The 15,754-nt window shown below is 72.4% G+C and carries 9 protein-coding genes and 1 pseudogene; 5 read left to right on the top strand and 5 right to left on the bottom strand.

What is annotated here, in order from left to right; genetic code table 11:
• The first annotated feature begins 245 nt into the window (after positions 1-245).
• From ACFXGI_RS24695 to ACFXGI_RS24680, 4 genes and pseudogenes are all read left to right on the top strand, one after another.
• On the top strand, positions 246-3,704 hold the full coding sequence (locus tag ACFXGI_RS24695) for an ATP-grasp domain-containing protein (protein WP_384710482.1): 3,459 nt from the start codon (positions 246-248) through the stop codon (positions 3,702-3,704).
• Positions 3,701-4,252 (top strand): NADPH-dependent FMN reductase, encoded by a 552-nt coding sequence (locus ACFXGI_RS24690; protein ID WP_384710479.1) that lies wholly within the window; start codon positions 3,701-3,703, stop codon positions 4,250-4,252. The genes ACFXGI_RS24695 and ACFXGI_RS24690 overlap by 4 nt, the downstream gene beginning before the upstream one ends.
• A 115-nt stretch (positions 4,253-4,367) precedes the next feature.
• A complete protein-coding gene (locus tag ACFXGI_RS24685) occupies positions 4,368-5,705 on the top strand; it encodes an acetyl-CoA carboxylase biotin carboxylase subunit family protein (RefSeq protein WP_384710476.1) in 1,338 nt (445 codons plus the stop codon).
• A gap of 70 nt (positions 5,706-5,775) precedes the next feature.
• Positions 5,776-6,813, top strand: a pseudogene (locus ACFXGI_RS24680) (MFS transporter); the annotation flags it as partial.
• A 241-nt stretch (positions 6,814-7,054) separates the two neighbouring features.
• On the opposite strand, the gene ACFXGI_RS24675 reads toward ACFXGI_RS24680, so the two are convergent.
• Positions 7,055-8,236 carry an IS701 family transposase gene (locus tag ACFXGI_RS24675; protein WP_384710473.1) on the bottom strand — a complete coding sequence of 394 codons (1,182 nt, stop codon included), beginning with the start codon at positions 8,234-8,236 and terminating at the stop codon, positions 7,055-7,057.
• 635 nt (positions 8,237-8,871) lie between these two features.
• On the opposite strand from ACFXGI_RS24675, the gene ACFXGI_RS24670 reads away from it, so the two are divergent.
• Positions 8,872-11,688 (top strand): BTAD domain-containing putative transcriptional regulator, encoded by a 2,817-nt coding sequence (locus ACFXGI_RS24670; RefSeq protein WP_384710470.1) that lies wholly within the window; start codon positions 8,872-8,874, stop codon positions 11,686-11,688.
• A 100-nt stretch (positions 11,689-11,788) separates the two neighbouring features.
• Here the strand turns inward: ACFXGI_RS24670 and ACFXGI_RS24665 are convergent, their stop codons facing one another.
• From ACFXGI_RS24665 to ACFXGI_RS24650, 4 genes are all read right to left on the bottom strand, one after another.
• Positions 11,789-11,971: a hypothetical protein gene (locus ACFXGI_RS24665; RefSeq protein ID WP_384710467.1), complete on the bottom strand. Its 183-nt coding sequence runs from the start codon at positions 11,969-11,971 to the stop codon at positions 11,789-11,791.
• A gap of 212 nt (positions 11,972-12,183) precedes the next feature.
• Positions 12,184-13,797 carry an FAD-dependent monooxygenase gene (locus ACFXGI_RS24660; protein ID WP_384710464.1) on the bottom strand — a complete coding sequence of 538 codons (1,614 nt, stop codon included), beginning with the start codon at positions 13,795-13,797 and terminating at the stop codon, positions 12,184-12,186.
• 16 nt (positions 13,798-13,813) lie between these two features.
• Positions 13,814-14,638, bottom strand: a complete 825-nt coding sequence (locus tag ACFXGI_RS24655; RefSeq protein WP_327133086.1) for an arylamine N-acetyltransferase — start codon at positions 14,636-14,638, stop codon at positions 13,814-13,816.
• Positions 14,639-14,709: 71 nt separating this feature from the next.
• Positions 14,710-15,732, bottom strand: coding sequence for a 3-oxoacyl-ACP synthase III family protein (locus ACFXGI_RS24650; RefSeq protein WP_384710460.1), 1,023 nt, complete (start codon positions 15,730-15,732; stop codon positions 14,710-14,712).
• Between the last annotated feature and the right edge of the window lie 22 nt (positions 15,733-15,754).

Genomic DNA, 15,754 nt, shown 5'->3' with positions numbered 1-15,754 from the left:
GGCTGCGAAGCATTGTCCGGCAATGTGGGAAGTCATCCGACATGATGGATTCGAATTCTTTTGTTTGACATGTTGTTGCAGGTCAGGGTGGGTGTGGTCGGGGCCGGGTCGGGATGGAAACGGGAACCGGGCGGGAATGAAACGGGAAGAGGTGATGGAGTGAGCGGGATTATTCGGCTGCCGCTTGCCCTCTAGTCCTCGCCCCTTGATGCTTCGATGAGAAGAGGACTCAAGGGGCTGAGCTCATGCATGTTGTTCTGTTGGAGACGGCATACGTCAGAGGCTTTGACGTCGTGGCCGACATGGCCGACGACGGGATCGAGGTCACCTTCGTCACCGAGCGCCTGGACGCCTACCGCGCCAATGCCGGGTTCGAGCTGCTCGAACGCGCGGCGCGGGTGGTGGAGGTGCCGGACCTGGCCGGCGGCCGCGACCTGGCCGCCCGGCTGCGGGGACGGCTCGGCCCCAACCCGGTCGACGGCGTGATCTGCCGTGACGAGAACCTCCTGCACGGCGCGGCGCTGTTCGCCCGGGATCTGGGCCTGCCCCACGAGTCACCGGAGGCGGCGCGGCTGCTCGGCGACAAGTCGGCCGTACGGGAGCGGCTCGGGAAGGCCGGGATCGGCAGCCTGCGCTGGCGCCGGGCGGTCACCGGGGAGGAAGGGCTGGCGGCGGTCGACGAGATCGGGCTGCCGTGCGTCATCAAGCCGACGTCCGGCCGGTACTCGGTCGGGGTCACCGTGGCGTGGACCCGGGAGCAGGCCGTCGCCGGGCTGGCCGAGGTGCTGGGGGTCGCGCAGGACGGGAGTGCGAGAGAGGACGCGGACGGGGACGGCGCCGGGGACGGTGGCGAGCGGCCCGCCGCGCTCGTCGAGGAGTACGCCGTCGGACGCCACGTCAGCGCCGAACTGCTCGTCCAGGACGGGCGCGTGGTCTTCTACGGCTTCGCCGAGCGCGTCCCGTCGGCGCCCGGCACCACGGCCGAGCTGGGCGGGCACTTCCCGGCCCGCTTCCCGGGCATGGGCGCCGCACGGCGGTTCGTCCTGGACACGGTCGAGGCGCTGGGCGTCCGGGCGAGCGCGCTCCACGTGGAGCTGTTCCTCACGGCGACCGGCCCGGAGCTGATCGAGGTCAACGGCCGGATCGCCGGGCACGTGGTGACCCGCCAGATGTCGCTGGCCCTGGACCGGTCGGTCGCCCGGGACCTGGTCGCGCTCGCCACCGGGGCCCCGGTCGAGGACGCGGCCCCGCCGGTGACCACCGTGGCCCTGCGCGCCCTGTGGAGCCCGGTCGAGGGGATCGTGCGCGGCACGGTTCCCGGGCCGCGGGAACTGCCGGCCGGGGTGGTCGACTGCGAGGTGACCGTCGGGCCCGGCGACCGGGTGCCGGCGCTGGGCACCAACCACGACCGGTTCGGGTACCTGATGGTGCGCGGCGCCGATGCGGCGACGGCCGGCCGGATCGCCGCGGAAGCCGCGGCCCAGGTGCGGGAGTCGCTGCGCATCGAGGCGGTCACCGCCGCGCGGCCGGAGGGCGGGCACGAGCGGCCGGAGCCCGGTGCCGCGGGCGGTGAGCACGTGGTGCTGCTGCTGGACGCGGGTGATCCGGTCGAGCGGATCGTGGCCGCGGCCGGCGCGGTGACCGCGCGGCTGACCGTACTGCGGCGTGACGAGCTCACCTTCGACGCGGTGCGCACGCGGTTCCTGGCGGCGCACGAGCGCCGGCCGGTGGCCGCGGTCCTGTCCTGGTCGGGGGCGTACGAACGCGAGGCGCGGGAACTGCGCGCGCTGGCATCCGGAGCCGCCCGCCCCGGTGCGGCCGGGAGCGAGGAGCTCGGTGAGCTCGACGGGCTGCTGGAGGAGCTCGCCTTCGTCAGCGACCCCGTGCACACCGTGCTGGCCGTCGTGGCCGCCGGAGGGCGGGTGGACGTGCTCGCCGCGATCGACGAGAGCGGCGACCAGGCCGCCGAGGACGGCAGCACCGAGCGGCGCCTGGTCGCGGGCCCGGTGCCCGCGCGGCTGGCGGCGCGTACCGGGGAGGCCGTGCGCGACGCCGGGATCGAGGGACCCGCCCGCATCGTGTTCGGGGCCCGCAACACGCGTCCGCTGGTCCTGCCCGGATTCGACCGGCAGGTCCTCGACCTCTACGACGCCGCCCACCGGCGCAGCCTGGTGACGGCCGTCGCCGAGAGCGCCCTGGGCCGGCCGGTGCGCGCCGCCCTGCCCGACGCCGGGCGGGTGGCCGTTCAGCGCCACGTCCTGTCCGGACCGGGCCGCTTCCGCGTGGTCGCCGCGACCGACGCCGAGGAGCTGTACGACTGGCCCGAGCTGGCGTCCGTACGGACCCCGCTCGATCGCGCGGGCGTCCACAGCGGGCCGGTCGTGCGCCTGGAGTACACCGTGGCCGCGCCGGACGCGGTCCGTGCCGAGCAGGCGGTGGCCCGGATCGAGCGCTCACTGCTGTGGAAGACCGAGCCGGCCGACCGTACGCACGTCCTGCTGCTGGACCGGATCGGCCCCCGGGTGTGGACCCGCGACGACGGCTCGCCGCTGCTGGACCCGGACCGCTTCCGGGTCAGCGTGCTGAGCTCGGCGGCGGGCAACACCACCGGCAGCGCCGCGGACTTCGCGGCCCGGACCGACGTGTTCGATCCGGACGGGGTACGGGCCCTCGCGGGCGCGGTGCACGCGCTGTACCCGGTGGACCGGATCGCCACCGTCTCCGAGCGGCTGCTGGAGCCGGCCGCGGAGCTGCGCGCCAGGCTGGGCGCGCCGGGCAGCGACCCGGCCACCGCGCGCAAGTTCGTGGACAAGGCGGTGATGAAGCGCATCGCCCGGCGGGCGGGCATCCGTACCGCCGAGGGGCACCTGATCCACACCCCGGAGGACGTCACCGACCTGTTCGCCCGGCACGGCCGGGTCGTGGTCAAGCCGCGGGACGGTTCGGGCTCGTACGGGGTGTCGGTGCTCACCCACGCCCGGCAGGTCGAGCGGTGGGTGCGCGAGGAGTTCACCCCCGGCAGCCACCTGTGCGAGGGGTTCGTGGCGGGCGACATGTGCCACATCGACGCCGTCGTCTACGAGGGCGAGGTGATCTGGGACGTCTCCCGGTACGTGAGCGACACCCTGGCCGTCTCCCGGGTGGAGCCGCTGTCCTCGATCACGGTCGCCGACCCCGCGGTGCGCGCGGCGGCCCGCGAGCTGCTGGGCCAGGTCGTCGACGCCTGGCGGGTGACCGCCGGGGTGCTGCACCTGGAGGCCTTCCTGGACGAGTCCGGGTCCTTCACCTTCTGCGAGGTGGCAGGACGCCCGGGCGGCGCCGGCATCCGCGAGGCCTTCCTCGCCACCACCGGCGTCGACCTCTTCCACGCCAAGATCCTCACCGACGTGGGGCTGGACCCGAGGGTCGGCCGGGTCGCGCCGGTGGGCGCGTACGCGGGCTGGACCGTGCACTTCACGGTCGGCGGGATGCTGCTGGACTTCGACGACTCGGCGGTGGCGCAGGACGCCTACTACCGGAACGTGCCGTACCGGATCGGCGACGTGGTCCCCCCGCAGCCGTTCTCGGGGACGGGCGCGAGCACGCACGTCTTCGTCCACGACTCGCACGAGGAGGTACGGCGGCTGGTCGAGAGCGCCGAGCACGACGTGCGCCTGGTGATCGGACTGGAGCCCGGGCCGGGGTCCGCGGGGGCCGGGCGGTGATACTCGGCATCCTCGGCAGCGCCTCCGCGGACTCGGTCTCGCGCCGGGTCCTGGAGGTGGCCGCCCAGCGGATCAGGGCGGCCGGGGCGGCGTACGAACTCCTCGACCTGAGCCTGGAGTTCCCCGGCCGGCACCGGATCGAGGACTACGACGACCCGCCTCCGCGGAGCCAGACGGCGGCGATCCGCGCCCGCATCGCCGGGTCGAGCGGCGTCGTCCTCGCCACGCCCGTCTACCACGGCTCCTACAGCGGGCTGCTCAAGAACGCCCTGGACCACCTCACCGGCGACGCACTGGCCCACCGGCCCGCGGGGCTGATCGCCGCGGGCGGCGGGCCGCGGGGCGCGGGCACCGCCTGCGACCAGATGCGGGCGGTGGTCCGGGCGCTCGGCGGCTGGGCCGTGCCCACCCATGTGGCCTCCGCACGCGGGGACTTCACGCCGGGGACCCCGCTGGAGGAGCTGCACATACGGATGGACCGGATGGTGGGCGAGCTGCTCTCGTTCCGCTCCGCCCGCCGTGTGCCGGCCCCCCTCGTCAGCCACTGACGACGTCGGCCCGCGAACTCCGGCCCCGGACCTCCGCCCCTTCCCGATCCCCGCCCCCCCCCGGATCCGATCCCGAATCCAGCGAAGCGAAGCCCGTCACCTGAAAGGACGCGCCATGACCCCCCGCTCCGCCCGCCCGTCCGCCGGCCCCGAGGACCAGCCGCACGTGCTGCTGATCTCGGGCATCGGCGGCCACCCGCCCGCCGCGGCGCTCGACTCCCTCTCCCGCATCGGCCCCGCGGTGTCCGTCGTCCACATCGCGGCCTGGGGCGATCCCGAACCGGTCCGCGCCGACTGGGCCGCCCGCGGCCTGCGGGGAGAGTTCCTGACCGCGGCCGACCTCGACGACGCGGTGGCCGTGGGCCTCGCCCTCCACGAGCGGTACCCGCTGTCGGGGGTCGTCACCTACTCGGAGCTGCTGCTGCGCCCGCAGGCGGAGCTCGCCGAACGCCTCGGTCTGCCGGGCAACGCCCCCGAGGCGGTGGGCATCGCCCAGTCCAAGTCCCGGCAGCGGCAGGTCTTCGCCGAACACGGGGTGCCCTCACCTCGGTTCGCGCAGATCCGCGCTGAGGGGGACCTGGCGGGGGCGGCCCGGGACATCGGCCTGCCGGCCGTCTTCAAACCCTCGCTCGGCGCCGGCAGCCAGAGCGTGCGGCTGGTCCGCACGTACGAGGAGCTCCTGGCGGCCTACCGCGACGGCCGGGCCACCGTCTCGGCCTTCCTGCAGAGCGAGGACGTCTTCCTGCTGGAGGAGCGCCTCGAACTGGAGGCGGACGGAGACAGCGGCTGGGCCGCGTACTGCAGCGTCGAATCGCTGCTCGCGGCCGGGGAGCGGCACCACCTTGCCGTCTCCGACCGCATCGAGCTGCGCCACGGCTACGCCGAGGAGGGTGCGTCGATGCCGTCGAGGCTCGACCCCGCCGTCCAGGCGGCCGCCGTCGACTGCGCGGACCAAGCGATCCGGGCCATTGGGCTGACCACCGGGGCCGTGCACACGGAGATCGCGCTGACCCCGATGGGGCCGCGCGTCATCGAGGTCAACGCCCGGGCGGGCGGCCCGATGCCGGTCATGTTCGAGGTCGGCGCCGGATACGACTACGCCGAGCAGATCGGCCGCAGCGCACTGGGCCTCGCGCCGGACGCCGTGCCGGAGTTCGGGCGGACGGCGCTGATGAGGATGGTGCCCATCCCGGCGGGGGAATGGCTGGTGACCGCGCAGACCCCGGTACCGGAGCTGATGGAGGCCTTCCCCGAACTGGTCTACGTACGGCCGCGGTTCGGTCCGGGCCAGTCGGCGAGCCGGGACCGGACCCTGCACCTGGCGACGTTCATGCTCGGCGCGCCCTCGCCCGCCGCGGCCCTGGAGCTCGCCGACCGCGTCGAGCGGGCCCTCGGCATCGAACTCGCCGAGGCCGCCGCGCGGCCCGAGCCCGTCCTGGCCCGGGCCACGTAGCCGTGGACGCAGACGCCCACCCCCGCCCGACTCCGCAATCCCGCCTACTCATGACGTGGGGATCGCTCCGATGAAGAAACGCATCTACGCCACTGGACTCTCCGACGCCGTCGGACTCGGGATGTACCTGTCCCTGTCCGTCCTCTTCTTCCACAAGGCCGTGGACCTGCCCAACACCGAGATCGGGCTGGTCCTCGGCATCGCCGGCATCACCTCCCTGCTGGGCGCCATGCCCATCGCGCGGGCCGCCGAGCGCTTCGGCACCCGTACCGTGCTGACCGTCCTTTTCCTGGTCCGCGCCGCCGCCTTCCTGGCGCTGGCCGCGTCCTCCTCCTTCATCGCCGCCCTGCTCGCCTCGGCGGTCGCCGGGGTGCTGAGCCGGGGCATCAGCCCGCTGATCGAGTCGGGCCTGATCGCCCGGGCGAGCAACGAGGAGGCGGTCGGGGCGCTCGCCCGGCTCCGGTCGCTGCGCAACGCCGGAATGGCGGCGGGAGCGCTGCCCTCCGGGGCGGCCATCGCGATCGACGAGGCCTGGGCCTACCGGGCGGTGATGGTGCTCTCCGCCGTCCTGTTCATCGGCTGCGCCGCCGTCTGCCGGACCTTCGGTGACGGCGCAGGCCCGGCCGGGGCGGCGCAGGGCGGGCCCTCACGCGGCAGCGTCCTGCGCGACCGGGCCTTCCTGCGCATCACCGCCCTCTACGGGGCCCTGACCATGTCGGCGCTCATCCTGGGACTCGGCGTCCCGCTGTGGGTGGTCCAGCAGACGCAGGCCCCCGCCTGGACCGTGACCCTGGTCCAGGTCCTCAACACCGCCGTCGTCGTCCTGCTCCAGGTCCGGATCAGCAAGGGGTCCGAGGACTTCCGCACCGCACGCAGGATGATGCGGCGCGGCGGGCTGCTGTCGGCTCTGGCAGCGGGGATCGTACCGCTGACGACGCTCGGCGGGACGGGCACGAACCTGGCTCTGGTGGTCGCAGCCGCCCTGCTCTTCTCCCTCGGGGAGCTGTACATCGTGTCCGGCACCACCGGCGCCGCCCTGCTGCACATCCCCGAGGGCCGCAAGACCGGCTACCTCGCCGCCTTCAACCTCGGGTTCGCCGTCACCACCGTGGTCGGACCCCCCCCTCATCACCACCTCCGTCGGCTTGGGCGGCTGGGCCTGGCTGGGCTGGGCCGTCTACTTCACCACCGCCGGCCTGGTCGCGATGCGGATCCCGCAGCCGGCCCCGGTCGCCGGGAAGGCGCCGCAGACCGCGGGAGCCGCCGCGTGACGCGGGCCGAGGGAGCATGGGAGCGGGCCCCGAACATCCCTCTCTGCGCGGCTTACCGTCATCCTCGGACGACACGCCTCAGCCCAGCTGCCGCGGCGGCCGGTTCGCCGACGGACTGCCGGAGGAAGCCTCGGCCCGATTGCGGCCAGCGGCGTGGTCGGCGCCGATCGAGACGCTGTGGGCGGCCGAGGCGAGCGTGAGGTGGCGGTGCCAGCCCTTGAAGGAGCGGCCGGCGAAATCGCGCAGCCCGGCCCGCTCGCCGGTGGTGGCGCTGTCGAACGCCGTCCGCCGGCTGAGCTTGGCCAGTCGCATCAGCCCGTCGAGCGAGGTGGTGGTGAGATCCGTGAGCCACAACTCGCTCGGCGGGCCGTTGCGGTTGGTCCACTCACCCATCAGGAGCCACTGCTGCGGACCGGCGGGCGAGCGGCGCGGCTGCGGCAGCTCGACGCGTATGCCCGCGACCAGGGTGCTTCGGACGACGGGCGTCCCCGAGGAGGGGTCCAGCCATTCGACGGGCCGGCGCAGTCCGCGTACGTGCTGGAGCATGTCGGACACCGGTATGGGGCCGGCACCGTACCCGGGCATCGCCGTGTCGGCGACCCGCAGCTGGTCCATGGCCCGCATCCGGGCCATGACGGGAACTCCCGCGGAGTGGAAGCGGCTCAGCACGGCACTGCTGACGAAGTCACGGGAGGGCAGCACCACCGGGCGGCGCTCCACCCCGCCCCAGGCGAGGACTTCGAGGGCGGAAGCCGTGGCGCATTCGCCCGGAGACTCCTCGTCGACCCAGTCCGGGATGTCGGCCCGGCGGCGCTTCTCCTCGTCCTGCAGCCAGGACGGGGAGAGGTACAGGCGCCAGTTGACCGGGGCGCTCATCGCCTCCGCGGCCATCCACAGGCCGAAGGAGTGCTGGCCGTGTACGGAGTGCCCCAGTTCAGGGACGAACCGGCGGTCTATGCCGGCCGACTGCTCGCCGGCCTTCTGGATCGGCATGGACTGGACGACCCAGGCCTTGGGCTGGACCGTCTGCTCCGCGTACCGGGCGAGCGCGGCGCGCATCGGGGCCCAGTTCCAGGTGGATTCGCTGATGAAGTGGTGCAGCGATTGCTCGGTGCCCGCTCCGCCGACGACTCCGGCCATGTTGCGGATGGATTTGCGCCCTTCGGCGTAGAGCAGTCCGCGCAGGTACTGCTCGCCCCGGGCGCGCTGGTCGCTGCGGCGCAGCGACATGAACAGTTGGGGTGCGAGCTCCGAGATCATCGCTTCGACGATCTGCGCTCTGTGGTCCGCCGTCGTGGTCGGCGGTATGGCGGGTGGTGAGTGGGGGTCCTGTGCCGGAGGTATGGCTACAGGTGCTTGGTAGGCGCTGTGCGCGGCGGCAGGCCGGGTGCCGGAATGGTTCGCCGCGCGCCGCACGGTCCGCCGGCTGGCGCCGAGGCCGAAAGTCTTCATCGCTGCTCCTGAGTCCGAGTCAGGACGCAACTGTCCGAGGTGCCGTTCCCGCTTCGTTCCCTCTTCGCTACCGCTTCCCCCCGTAAGCTCTTAGGATCCTGTTGAAGGCTCTTCAACAGGGGGCATTGAGGGGGATGGGCAAGGAGGCCATGGCTAATTCGGTGGAAAGCCAGGTGCGTTTCAATATTCTCGGACCGCTTGAAGGGTGGACGGCAGGGCACCGGTTAAAGCTCGGCGGGCAAATTCACGAACGAGTTCTTGCCACTCTGCTGCTCGAACCGGGAAATATTGTCCCGGTTGTCCGTCTTGTGGAGGCGGTGTGGGATGAGGAACCGCCGGTAACCGCTTCGCACCAGGTACGCAAGGCCGTCGCCGACCTGCGGCGCAGGATCCCGGGGGGCGGGAAGCTGATCGTCACGGACGGTCCGGGCTACCGGGTTCAGGTGACGCGCGATCAGCTCGACCTGCTCCTCTTCAACGGGCACATCCGCGAGGCCCGGCACGCCGCCTCCGGGGATCGCCCCGAGGCCGCGGCGGACGAACTGCGTGCCGCCCTGGCCCTGTGGCGCGGCCCCGTGATGTCGGGCGCCGGCGGCTCGGTGGTCGAGGCCGCGGGCGCCGTACTGGAGGAGCGCCGGCTGGGGGCGGCCGAGCAGCTCTTCGAACTGCGCCTGGCACTGGGCGAGGCCGGGGAGCTCATCGGCGACCTGCGCACCCTCATCGCGCAGCACCCGCTGCGGGAGTCGCTGCGCGGGCACCTGATCCTGGCGCTGTACCGCTCCGGGCGGCAGGCGGAGGCGCTCGCCGAGTACGCCAAGGTGCGCGAACTGCTCGTCGAGGAACTCGGCATAGACCCCAGCGCGCAGCTCACCAAGATGTACGAGGACATCCTGCGCGCCTCCCCCGATCTGGACGGCCCGGCCCGGCCGGTCGCCGTGGCCGCCCCGACCGCCTCCGGGTCCCCGGAGTCGGGGGCTCCGGGCGCCCGGCGGTCCGCGCCCTCCGGTGCCGGGAGCCACCGCTTCCCGACCCTCGCCTCACTGCACGGTGCTCCCTGCACCCTGCCGCCAGGCATCCCCGACTTCACCGGCCGCGAGCGCGAGCTGGCCGAGGTCCTGGATGCGTGCCGTCAGGACGCGGGGGAGGGGCACCGCGTCGTCGCGATCGACGGCATGGGCGGCTGCGGCAAGACCTCGCTGGCGGTGCGGACCGCCTACCAGCTGGCCGAGGAGTACCCGGACGGCCAGCTCTACGCCGACCTGCGCGGCTTCACCCCCGGTGAGAAGCCGCAGCGGCCGGCCGCCACACTCGCCGGTCTGCTGCGCACCCTCGGGGTGGCCGCCGACAGCATCCCCGACGACGAGGCGGGCCTGATCGGCCTGTGGCGGGCCACCCTGGCGGGCCGCCGCCTGCTGTTCCTGTTCGACAACGCCCTGGACGCCGGCCAGGTGCTGCCCCTGCTCCCGTCCTCGACCGAGTGCCTGGTGCTGGTCACCAGCCGGGCCAGGCTGCTCGATCTGGACGGCGCGGACTGGATCTCGCTGGGGGTGATGGAGCCGGAGGAGAGCAGGACGATGCTCACCGAGCTCCTCGGCGACGACCGGGTGGCCAGGGAGCCGGAGGCCGCCGCCGAACTCGCCGATCTGTGCGGCCACCTGCCGCTGGCCCTGCGGCTGGCGGTGGCCCGGCTGCGCAACCGTCCGCGCTGGACCGTCCGCTACCTGGTCGAAAGGCTGGAGGACGAGACCCGCCGGCTGGACGAGCTGAGCGCGGGCGAGCGCAGCGTGGCCGCCACGCTCAGCCTGTCGTACAAGGCGTTGGAGGAGGAGCTCCAGGCCGCCTTCTGCCTGCTGGGCCTGCACCCCGGCGCGGAGGTCGACGTCTACTCGGCCGCGGCCCTGCTGAGGACCGGGGTCCGGGACGCGGAGGACATGCTGGAGGACCTCCTCGACATGCACCTGCTGGTGCAGAACGACCCGGGGATGTACGCCTTCCACGACCTGGTGCGCACGTACGCGCTCTCGCTCGGCGAGGGCAGGAGCGGGCGCGAGGCCCGGGAGGCCGACGGCCGGCTGCTCGGCTACTACACGTCGGCGACCGAGGCCGCGTGCACCCTGCTGTTCCCCACCCGCCGCAGCATGGACGTGGACGCGCCCGACATCGCGTACGCGCTGCCGCCGATGCGCCGCGAGGACCGCACCCTGGAGTGGTTCGACCGGGAGGTCGCGGGCATCCAGACCCTCCTGGCCCGGGGCGGCCACGAGGGGAGCCCGCAGCTGGTGTTCGCCCTGGCCCGCAACGCGTCCTTCCACCTGAACCTCCGCGGACGGTTCGCGGAGTTCGAATCGGTGAGCCGGGCGGGCCTGACCGCCACCCGCGGCATGGGCGATCCCCTGCTCATCTGCCAGACACTCAACAACCTCGGGGTGGCGCGCTGGAGGCTCGGCCGCTTCACCGAGGCGGTGGAGGCCGGAGAGGAAGCGCTCGACTGGGCGCGGAAGGCCGGGGGCCCGGACGACCAGGCGGTCTCCCTCGGGCTGCTCGGGCTCGCGCACTACGCGCTGGGAAATCTGGCGAGCTCGTACGACTACACGACGGAGGCGGTACGGGCGTTCCAGAAGGGCGACGGCGCCGGTCTGGTGCAGCAACAGGTGGAGGACCTCAACACGCTCGGCACCGTGTGCCTGGCGCTCGGCCGTCACGACGAGGCGGCCGATGCCGTGCGCAGGGTGATCGAGATCTGCCGGGCCTATCCCTCTCCGGGGGTGGAGGTCACCGCGTGGACGAGCCTGGCCCTGTCCCAGATAGGGAAGGGCGACTTCGAGGCCGCCCACGACAGCGTGACGCGGTCGTGGGCGCTGAGCGCCACCGCCATGGAGGAGAACATGGTCCTCGCGCTCGCCGTCTCCTCCGACGTGAGCGACCGGCTCGGCGACGTCCGCCGGGCGCAGGAGCACGAGGAGCGGGCCCTGGAGCTGATCAGCCCCAGGACCTCGACGCAGCGGCGCTCCCGGGTGGACAACCTCCTGGCGCTCAAGCACGGCCGCAACGGCCGCGACGAAGAGGCCCTGCGTCTGCACGAGCGGGCGCTCGAGGTGGCGGAGGTCATGGGATACCGCGTCGAGATGGCGCACGCGCTGGACGGGATGGCGGCCTCGGCCGACCGGCTCGGCCGGCCGGCCGCGGCCGAGTACCGAGAGCGCGCCGACATGCTCTTCAAGGCCATGGGGGTGCCGCCGGAGGGGCGTCGCACCGTCTGACCGCAGTTCGGGCGCGCGCCGCGGCTGCGCACGCCCGAACGGAAAACGCAGTGGGCCCCGTCCGGTGTCGGACGGGGCCCACTGCGTGCGCGGGGGCGGGTCAGATGCCCTTCGGGGGTACCGGGGGGTTGGTCGGGGCGACGCCCGGCCCCTTGTCCTCGGCCAGCACGGAGTGCCCCCCCTTCGTGCCGTTGGCCTGGTGGTCCTGCTCGACCGCTGCACCCAGGCCGAGGGTGAGCGTGAGGGCGAAGATACCGACCAGGCCAGCGAGCTTGCCGCGCATTTCGTACCCCTTGTTTGTTGTGAAATCCCGTGTCGCTTTCGACGTGACAGAGATTCGCAACGGGGCTTCCTGCTCCAGTCCCTCTCCGTTCCCGCTTGAGCGGGAGGTGGTAAGGGAACGGAACGGGAACGGCCAGTCTAACGAGAAAACCGGGGGGCTATCCGGTATTTGGTTGGCCGGATATCGACGTTCGGATATCGGTGGATTGTCGATCAGGAAAAGGAGAGTCGGAGTTCCGTTTCGAGTCGTCCCAGATCCCGCGCATGGCCGTGAGCCGCTATATGACCGTCCGGCCGGATCAGGTAGTACCCCGCGGAGCGGCATCCGGCCTGTGCGGCGGCGTCGCGGCGCCGTACCGTCACTTGTCGCAACAGTGGCCATTGCGCCACGATGTGGCCCAATTCCTCCTCCCAGGCCCTGTTCCCGTCCGGGACGACCACCAGATTCCAGCCGTGCGGGTCCGCGGCCGGTCCGGAGATCCCGTACGCGAGTGCCAGGTGGCGCGGGAAGACCGCTCCGACCTCCAGTACGCCGGGCAGCGAGCGGCGCACGCGGCAGCCCGTCCAGCCCGAGGGCTGCTGGGTGTCGCGGGTCGGCGGGTACGAGAGCCGGCGGCCCGCCATCACGGGGGCGTAGAACTCCGAGACGATCCCGGTCCGGTCGAGGAGCCGGAACGCCGCGTCGCGCGCCGCCACCGAGGCCTTGGACTTGAACAGCCAGGCCCTGGTCTGGAAGTCGGTGTCGCGCACGAGCTGCCGGGTGACCTCCGCCCGCTCCTCGCCGTAGGAGTCGAGCAGCGAGGAGGGGGACTCGCCCCGGATCACCGAGGCCAGCTTCCAGGCGAGGTTGTGGGCGTCCTGGAGGCCGTTGTTCATGCCCTGCCCGCCTGCCGGGCTGTGGACGTGGGCGGCGTCGCCCGCGAGGAAGACCCGGCCGCGCTGGAACTCGCTCGCCCGCCGGGCGTGAACCCGGAACACGGCCTTCCAAACCGCCTCCTTGATCCGTACGCCGCGGGGCCCGCGCTCGTCGATGACGGCCTGCATCATCGGGACGTCGACCTCGCCGCCGCCCTGGGGCATCACCGACAGGAACCGGTAGATCCCGCCCGGGATGGGCACGATCACCAGTGCACCGTTCGCGGACTGGTAGAAGTGGCACTCGTCCGGAGGTAGATACCCATCGATGCGGGCATCGATGAGCGCGAACGCCATCTCGTACGTCGATCCTTCGAATCCGACGCCGAGTTGGCCCCGGACGGCGCTGCCGGCGCCGTCCGCGCCGACGACGAACGGCACCCGCAGCCGCTGCAGCCCCTCGGGGGTCTCCAGCACCGCCGTCACGCCGTCGGTGGCCTCGATCCGGCCGGAGTAGTCCAGACCGTCCAGGGCCAGCAGCCGCACCCCGCGCTCGATCTTGCCGCCGAGTGCCTGCAGCCGCTCGGTGAGCAGCCGCTCGGTGACGTGCTGGGGCAGGGTGCGGCACGCCAGGTCGTCCGAGAACCCGAAGGAGGCCAGCGGGCGCCGTTCGGAGAAGTAGCTCAGCGTGTTGATCCGTACGGACTCCTCGTCGACCACGCCGCCCAGACCGGTGTCCTCGAGGATGTCGAGGGCGCGCGGCCAGACGGACAGGGCCTTGGGGGTCAGCATGGGTTCGACGGCACGGTCGATCACGCGGACCCTGATGCCGCGCCGCAGCAGTTCGACGGCGGTCAGCAGTCCGGTGGGGCCGGCCCCGACCACCAGGACGTCCAGGTCGGACGCCCCGGCGGCGGAAACCGCTTCGCCCTCTCTCGTGGGCCGGCTCTCGCCGGCTATCAGGTCAGCCATGGCCTCTGGGACTCTCTCAGTCGGTGCGGACGCCGGTGGTGACGGAGTTCTCCGGCTCGGTGGGCAGGCGGTCGAGGCTGATGCCGAAGTGCGTCTTGTACGCGGCGATGACCTCGGCGTCGTCCTGGAGGACGGTCTTCGAGCGCTGGTCGCCGTCGACGACGTTCAGGTGGCGGCCCTTGAGGGTCACCAGACCGTTCTCGGTGCGGATGGAGCAGAACAGGGCCTGCATGAAGGAGGAGTCGGGCGCCGTGCGGTACCACCACAGCGACGGGGCGTAGTCCTCGATGCGGACCGGGGTCTCGACCACCTGGTACAGCGGGCGGCCGCCGAGCCACAGGTCCACGGTGCCGGGCTTGTCCTCGACGTCCTTGAGCTGGTACTCGCCGTGCGGGTCGCTCTGGACCTCGCGGCTGTTCCAGTCGAGCGGGAAACGGCTGTTGCGGCCGAAGCCGGTGTCGACGAGGTACGCGTTCTCGCCGATGGTCACCTTGAGGGCGAGGTGGCCGAGGAACGGGCCCACGCCCTCCGGCCGGTGCACGCGGCCCGGCAGGATGTCGACCTCGTAGCCCAGGGCCTCCAGCACGAAGCCGAGCGCCGGGTTGACCTCGTAGCAGCCGCCGCCGCGGCTGTCGATCGCCACCTTGTCGACGGACCGCTTGTCCATGTGGATCTCGCGGCCTTCGAGGTGGTAGTCGAGGTTCTCGAACGGGACGGACAGCACAGCGCGTTCGGCCAGGTGGCGCAGTCCGGCGAGGTCGGGCTGCGCGGGGCGGCTCGCGCCGATCCGGGTGAGGTAGGCGTCGACCCGGGCGTCGTCGATCGGGGTTGCGTCCAGCATGGAATCTCCTTGAAGGGTGTCGCCCCCGGGGGCAGGCGAGGGCGGGGAGGGAGGGGCCCGCGGGAGGTGGGCTACCAGCGGATGAGCGACAGACCCAGGGCCATGCCGCCGCCGAAGCCCGCGAGCAGGACCAGGTCGCCTTCGGCCAGCCGGCCGGAGCGGGCCGCGAGGTCGAGGGTGATCGGGACGGAGGCGGAGCCGGTGTTCCCGTACCTCTCGTAGGTCGTCCAGGTGCGTTCGGTACCCACGCCGATTTCCTCGGAGAGGTTTTCCAGCATGCGTCCGTTGGCCTGGTGCGGAACGAAATGCGAGATGTCCGCAGGGGTGAGGCCGCGTTCCGAAAGGAACGCGTCGATGGCGGGCGGGACATTCTCGGCGACGAAATCGCGGACGCCCCGGCCGTTCATGGTGAAGTACTGGAGTCCCTCGGCGAGGGTTTCGGCGGTTGCCGGAATACGGCTGCCGCCGCCGGGGACCTCGATGAGATGACGGTCGGCCGCATAACTGGCCAGCCGGTTCGCCAGGACGCCGCGTCCTTCGCCGGCGACCGGGCCGAGTACGACGGCGCCGGCGCCGTCACCGAACAGGATGGTGGTGCGCCGGTCCTCGCGATTGAGGATCCGGGAGTACACGTCGGCGCCGATGACCAGGGCGTAGCCCTCGCCGGTGGCGGACGCGAGCATGCCCTGCGCCGTGGCCAGCGCGAACAGGAAGCCCGTGCAGACGCCGTTGACGTCGAAGGCGGCGGTGCCCTCGTCGGCGCCGAGCTCGTCGGCGACCACGGCCGCCGTCGGCGGCTGGGGCTGGTCCGGGGTGGAGGTCGCCACCACGATGAACGACAGCTGCCGGGCGCGGATTCCGGCGCTCTCCAGTGCCGCCCGCCCCGCGATCACCGCGAGATCGGATGTTGCTTCATCGGGCTTCGCCCAACGCCGCTCACGTATGCCCGTCTTGCCGAGTATCCATTCGTGATCGACTCCGGCCGGCGCTCCGACTTCTTCGTTGGAAACGACATGAGCCGGTACGTACGACCCCGTACCGAGCACGCCCACCGAAAAAGCATTGCGCGCACCGTGATTTCCCGTCGTGATCATTTCTACGACTCCTCAACACTGC

This window comes from Streptomyces sp. NPDC059355, from assembly GCF_042752335.1.
Classification (GTDB): domain Bacteria; phylum Actinomycetota; class Actinomycetes; order Streptomycetales; family Streptomycetaceae; genus Streptomyces.
This window is presented reverse-complemented; position numbering and strand designations above follow the sequence as displayed.

Excerpts from the sequence above, each read along its gene's own strand:
- ACFXGI_RS24675 (WP_384710473.1), bottom strand. The coding sequence starts at position 8,236 with ATGATCTCGGAGCTCGCACCCCAACTGTTCATGTCGCTGCGCCGCAGC.
- ACFXGI_RS24685 (WP_384710476.1), top strand. The coding sequence starts at position 4,368 with ATGACCCCCCGCTCCGCCCGCCCGTCCGCCGGCCCCGAGGACCAGCCG.
- ACFXGI_RS24650 (WP_384710460.1), bottom strand. The coding sequence starts at position 15,732 with ATGATCACGACGGGAAATCACGGTGCGCGCAATGCTTTTTCGGTGGGC.
- ACFXGI_RS24655 (WP_327133086.1), bottom strand. The coding sequence starts at position 14,638 with ATGCTGGACGCAACCCCGATCGACGACGCCCGGGTCGACGCCTACCTC.
- ACFXGI_RS24695 (WP_384710482.1), top strand. The coding sequence starts at position 246 with ATGCATGTTGTTCTGTTGGAGACGGCATACGTCAGAGGCTTTGACGTC.
- ACFXGI_RS24660 (WP_384710464.1), bottom strand. The coding sequence starts at position 13,797 with ATGGCTGACCTGATAGCCGGCGAGAGCCGGCCCACGAGAGAGGGCGAA.
- ACFXGI_RS24665 (WP_384710467.1), bottom strand. The coding sequence starts at position 11,971 with ATGCGCGGCAAGCTCGCTGGCCTGGTCGGTATCTTCGCCCTCACGCTC.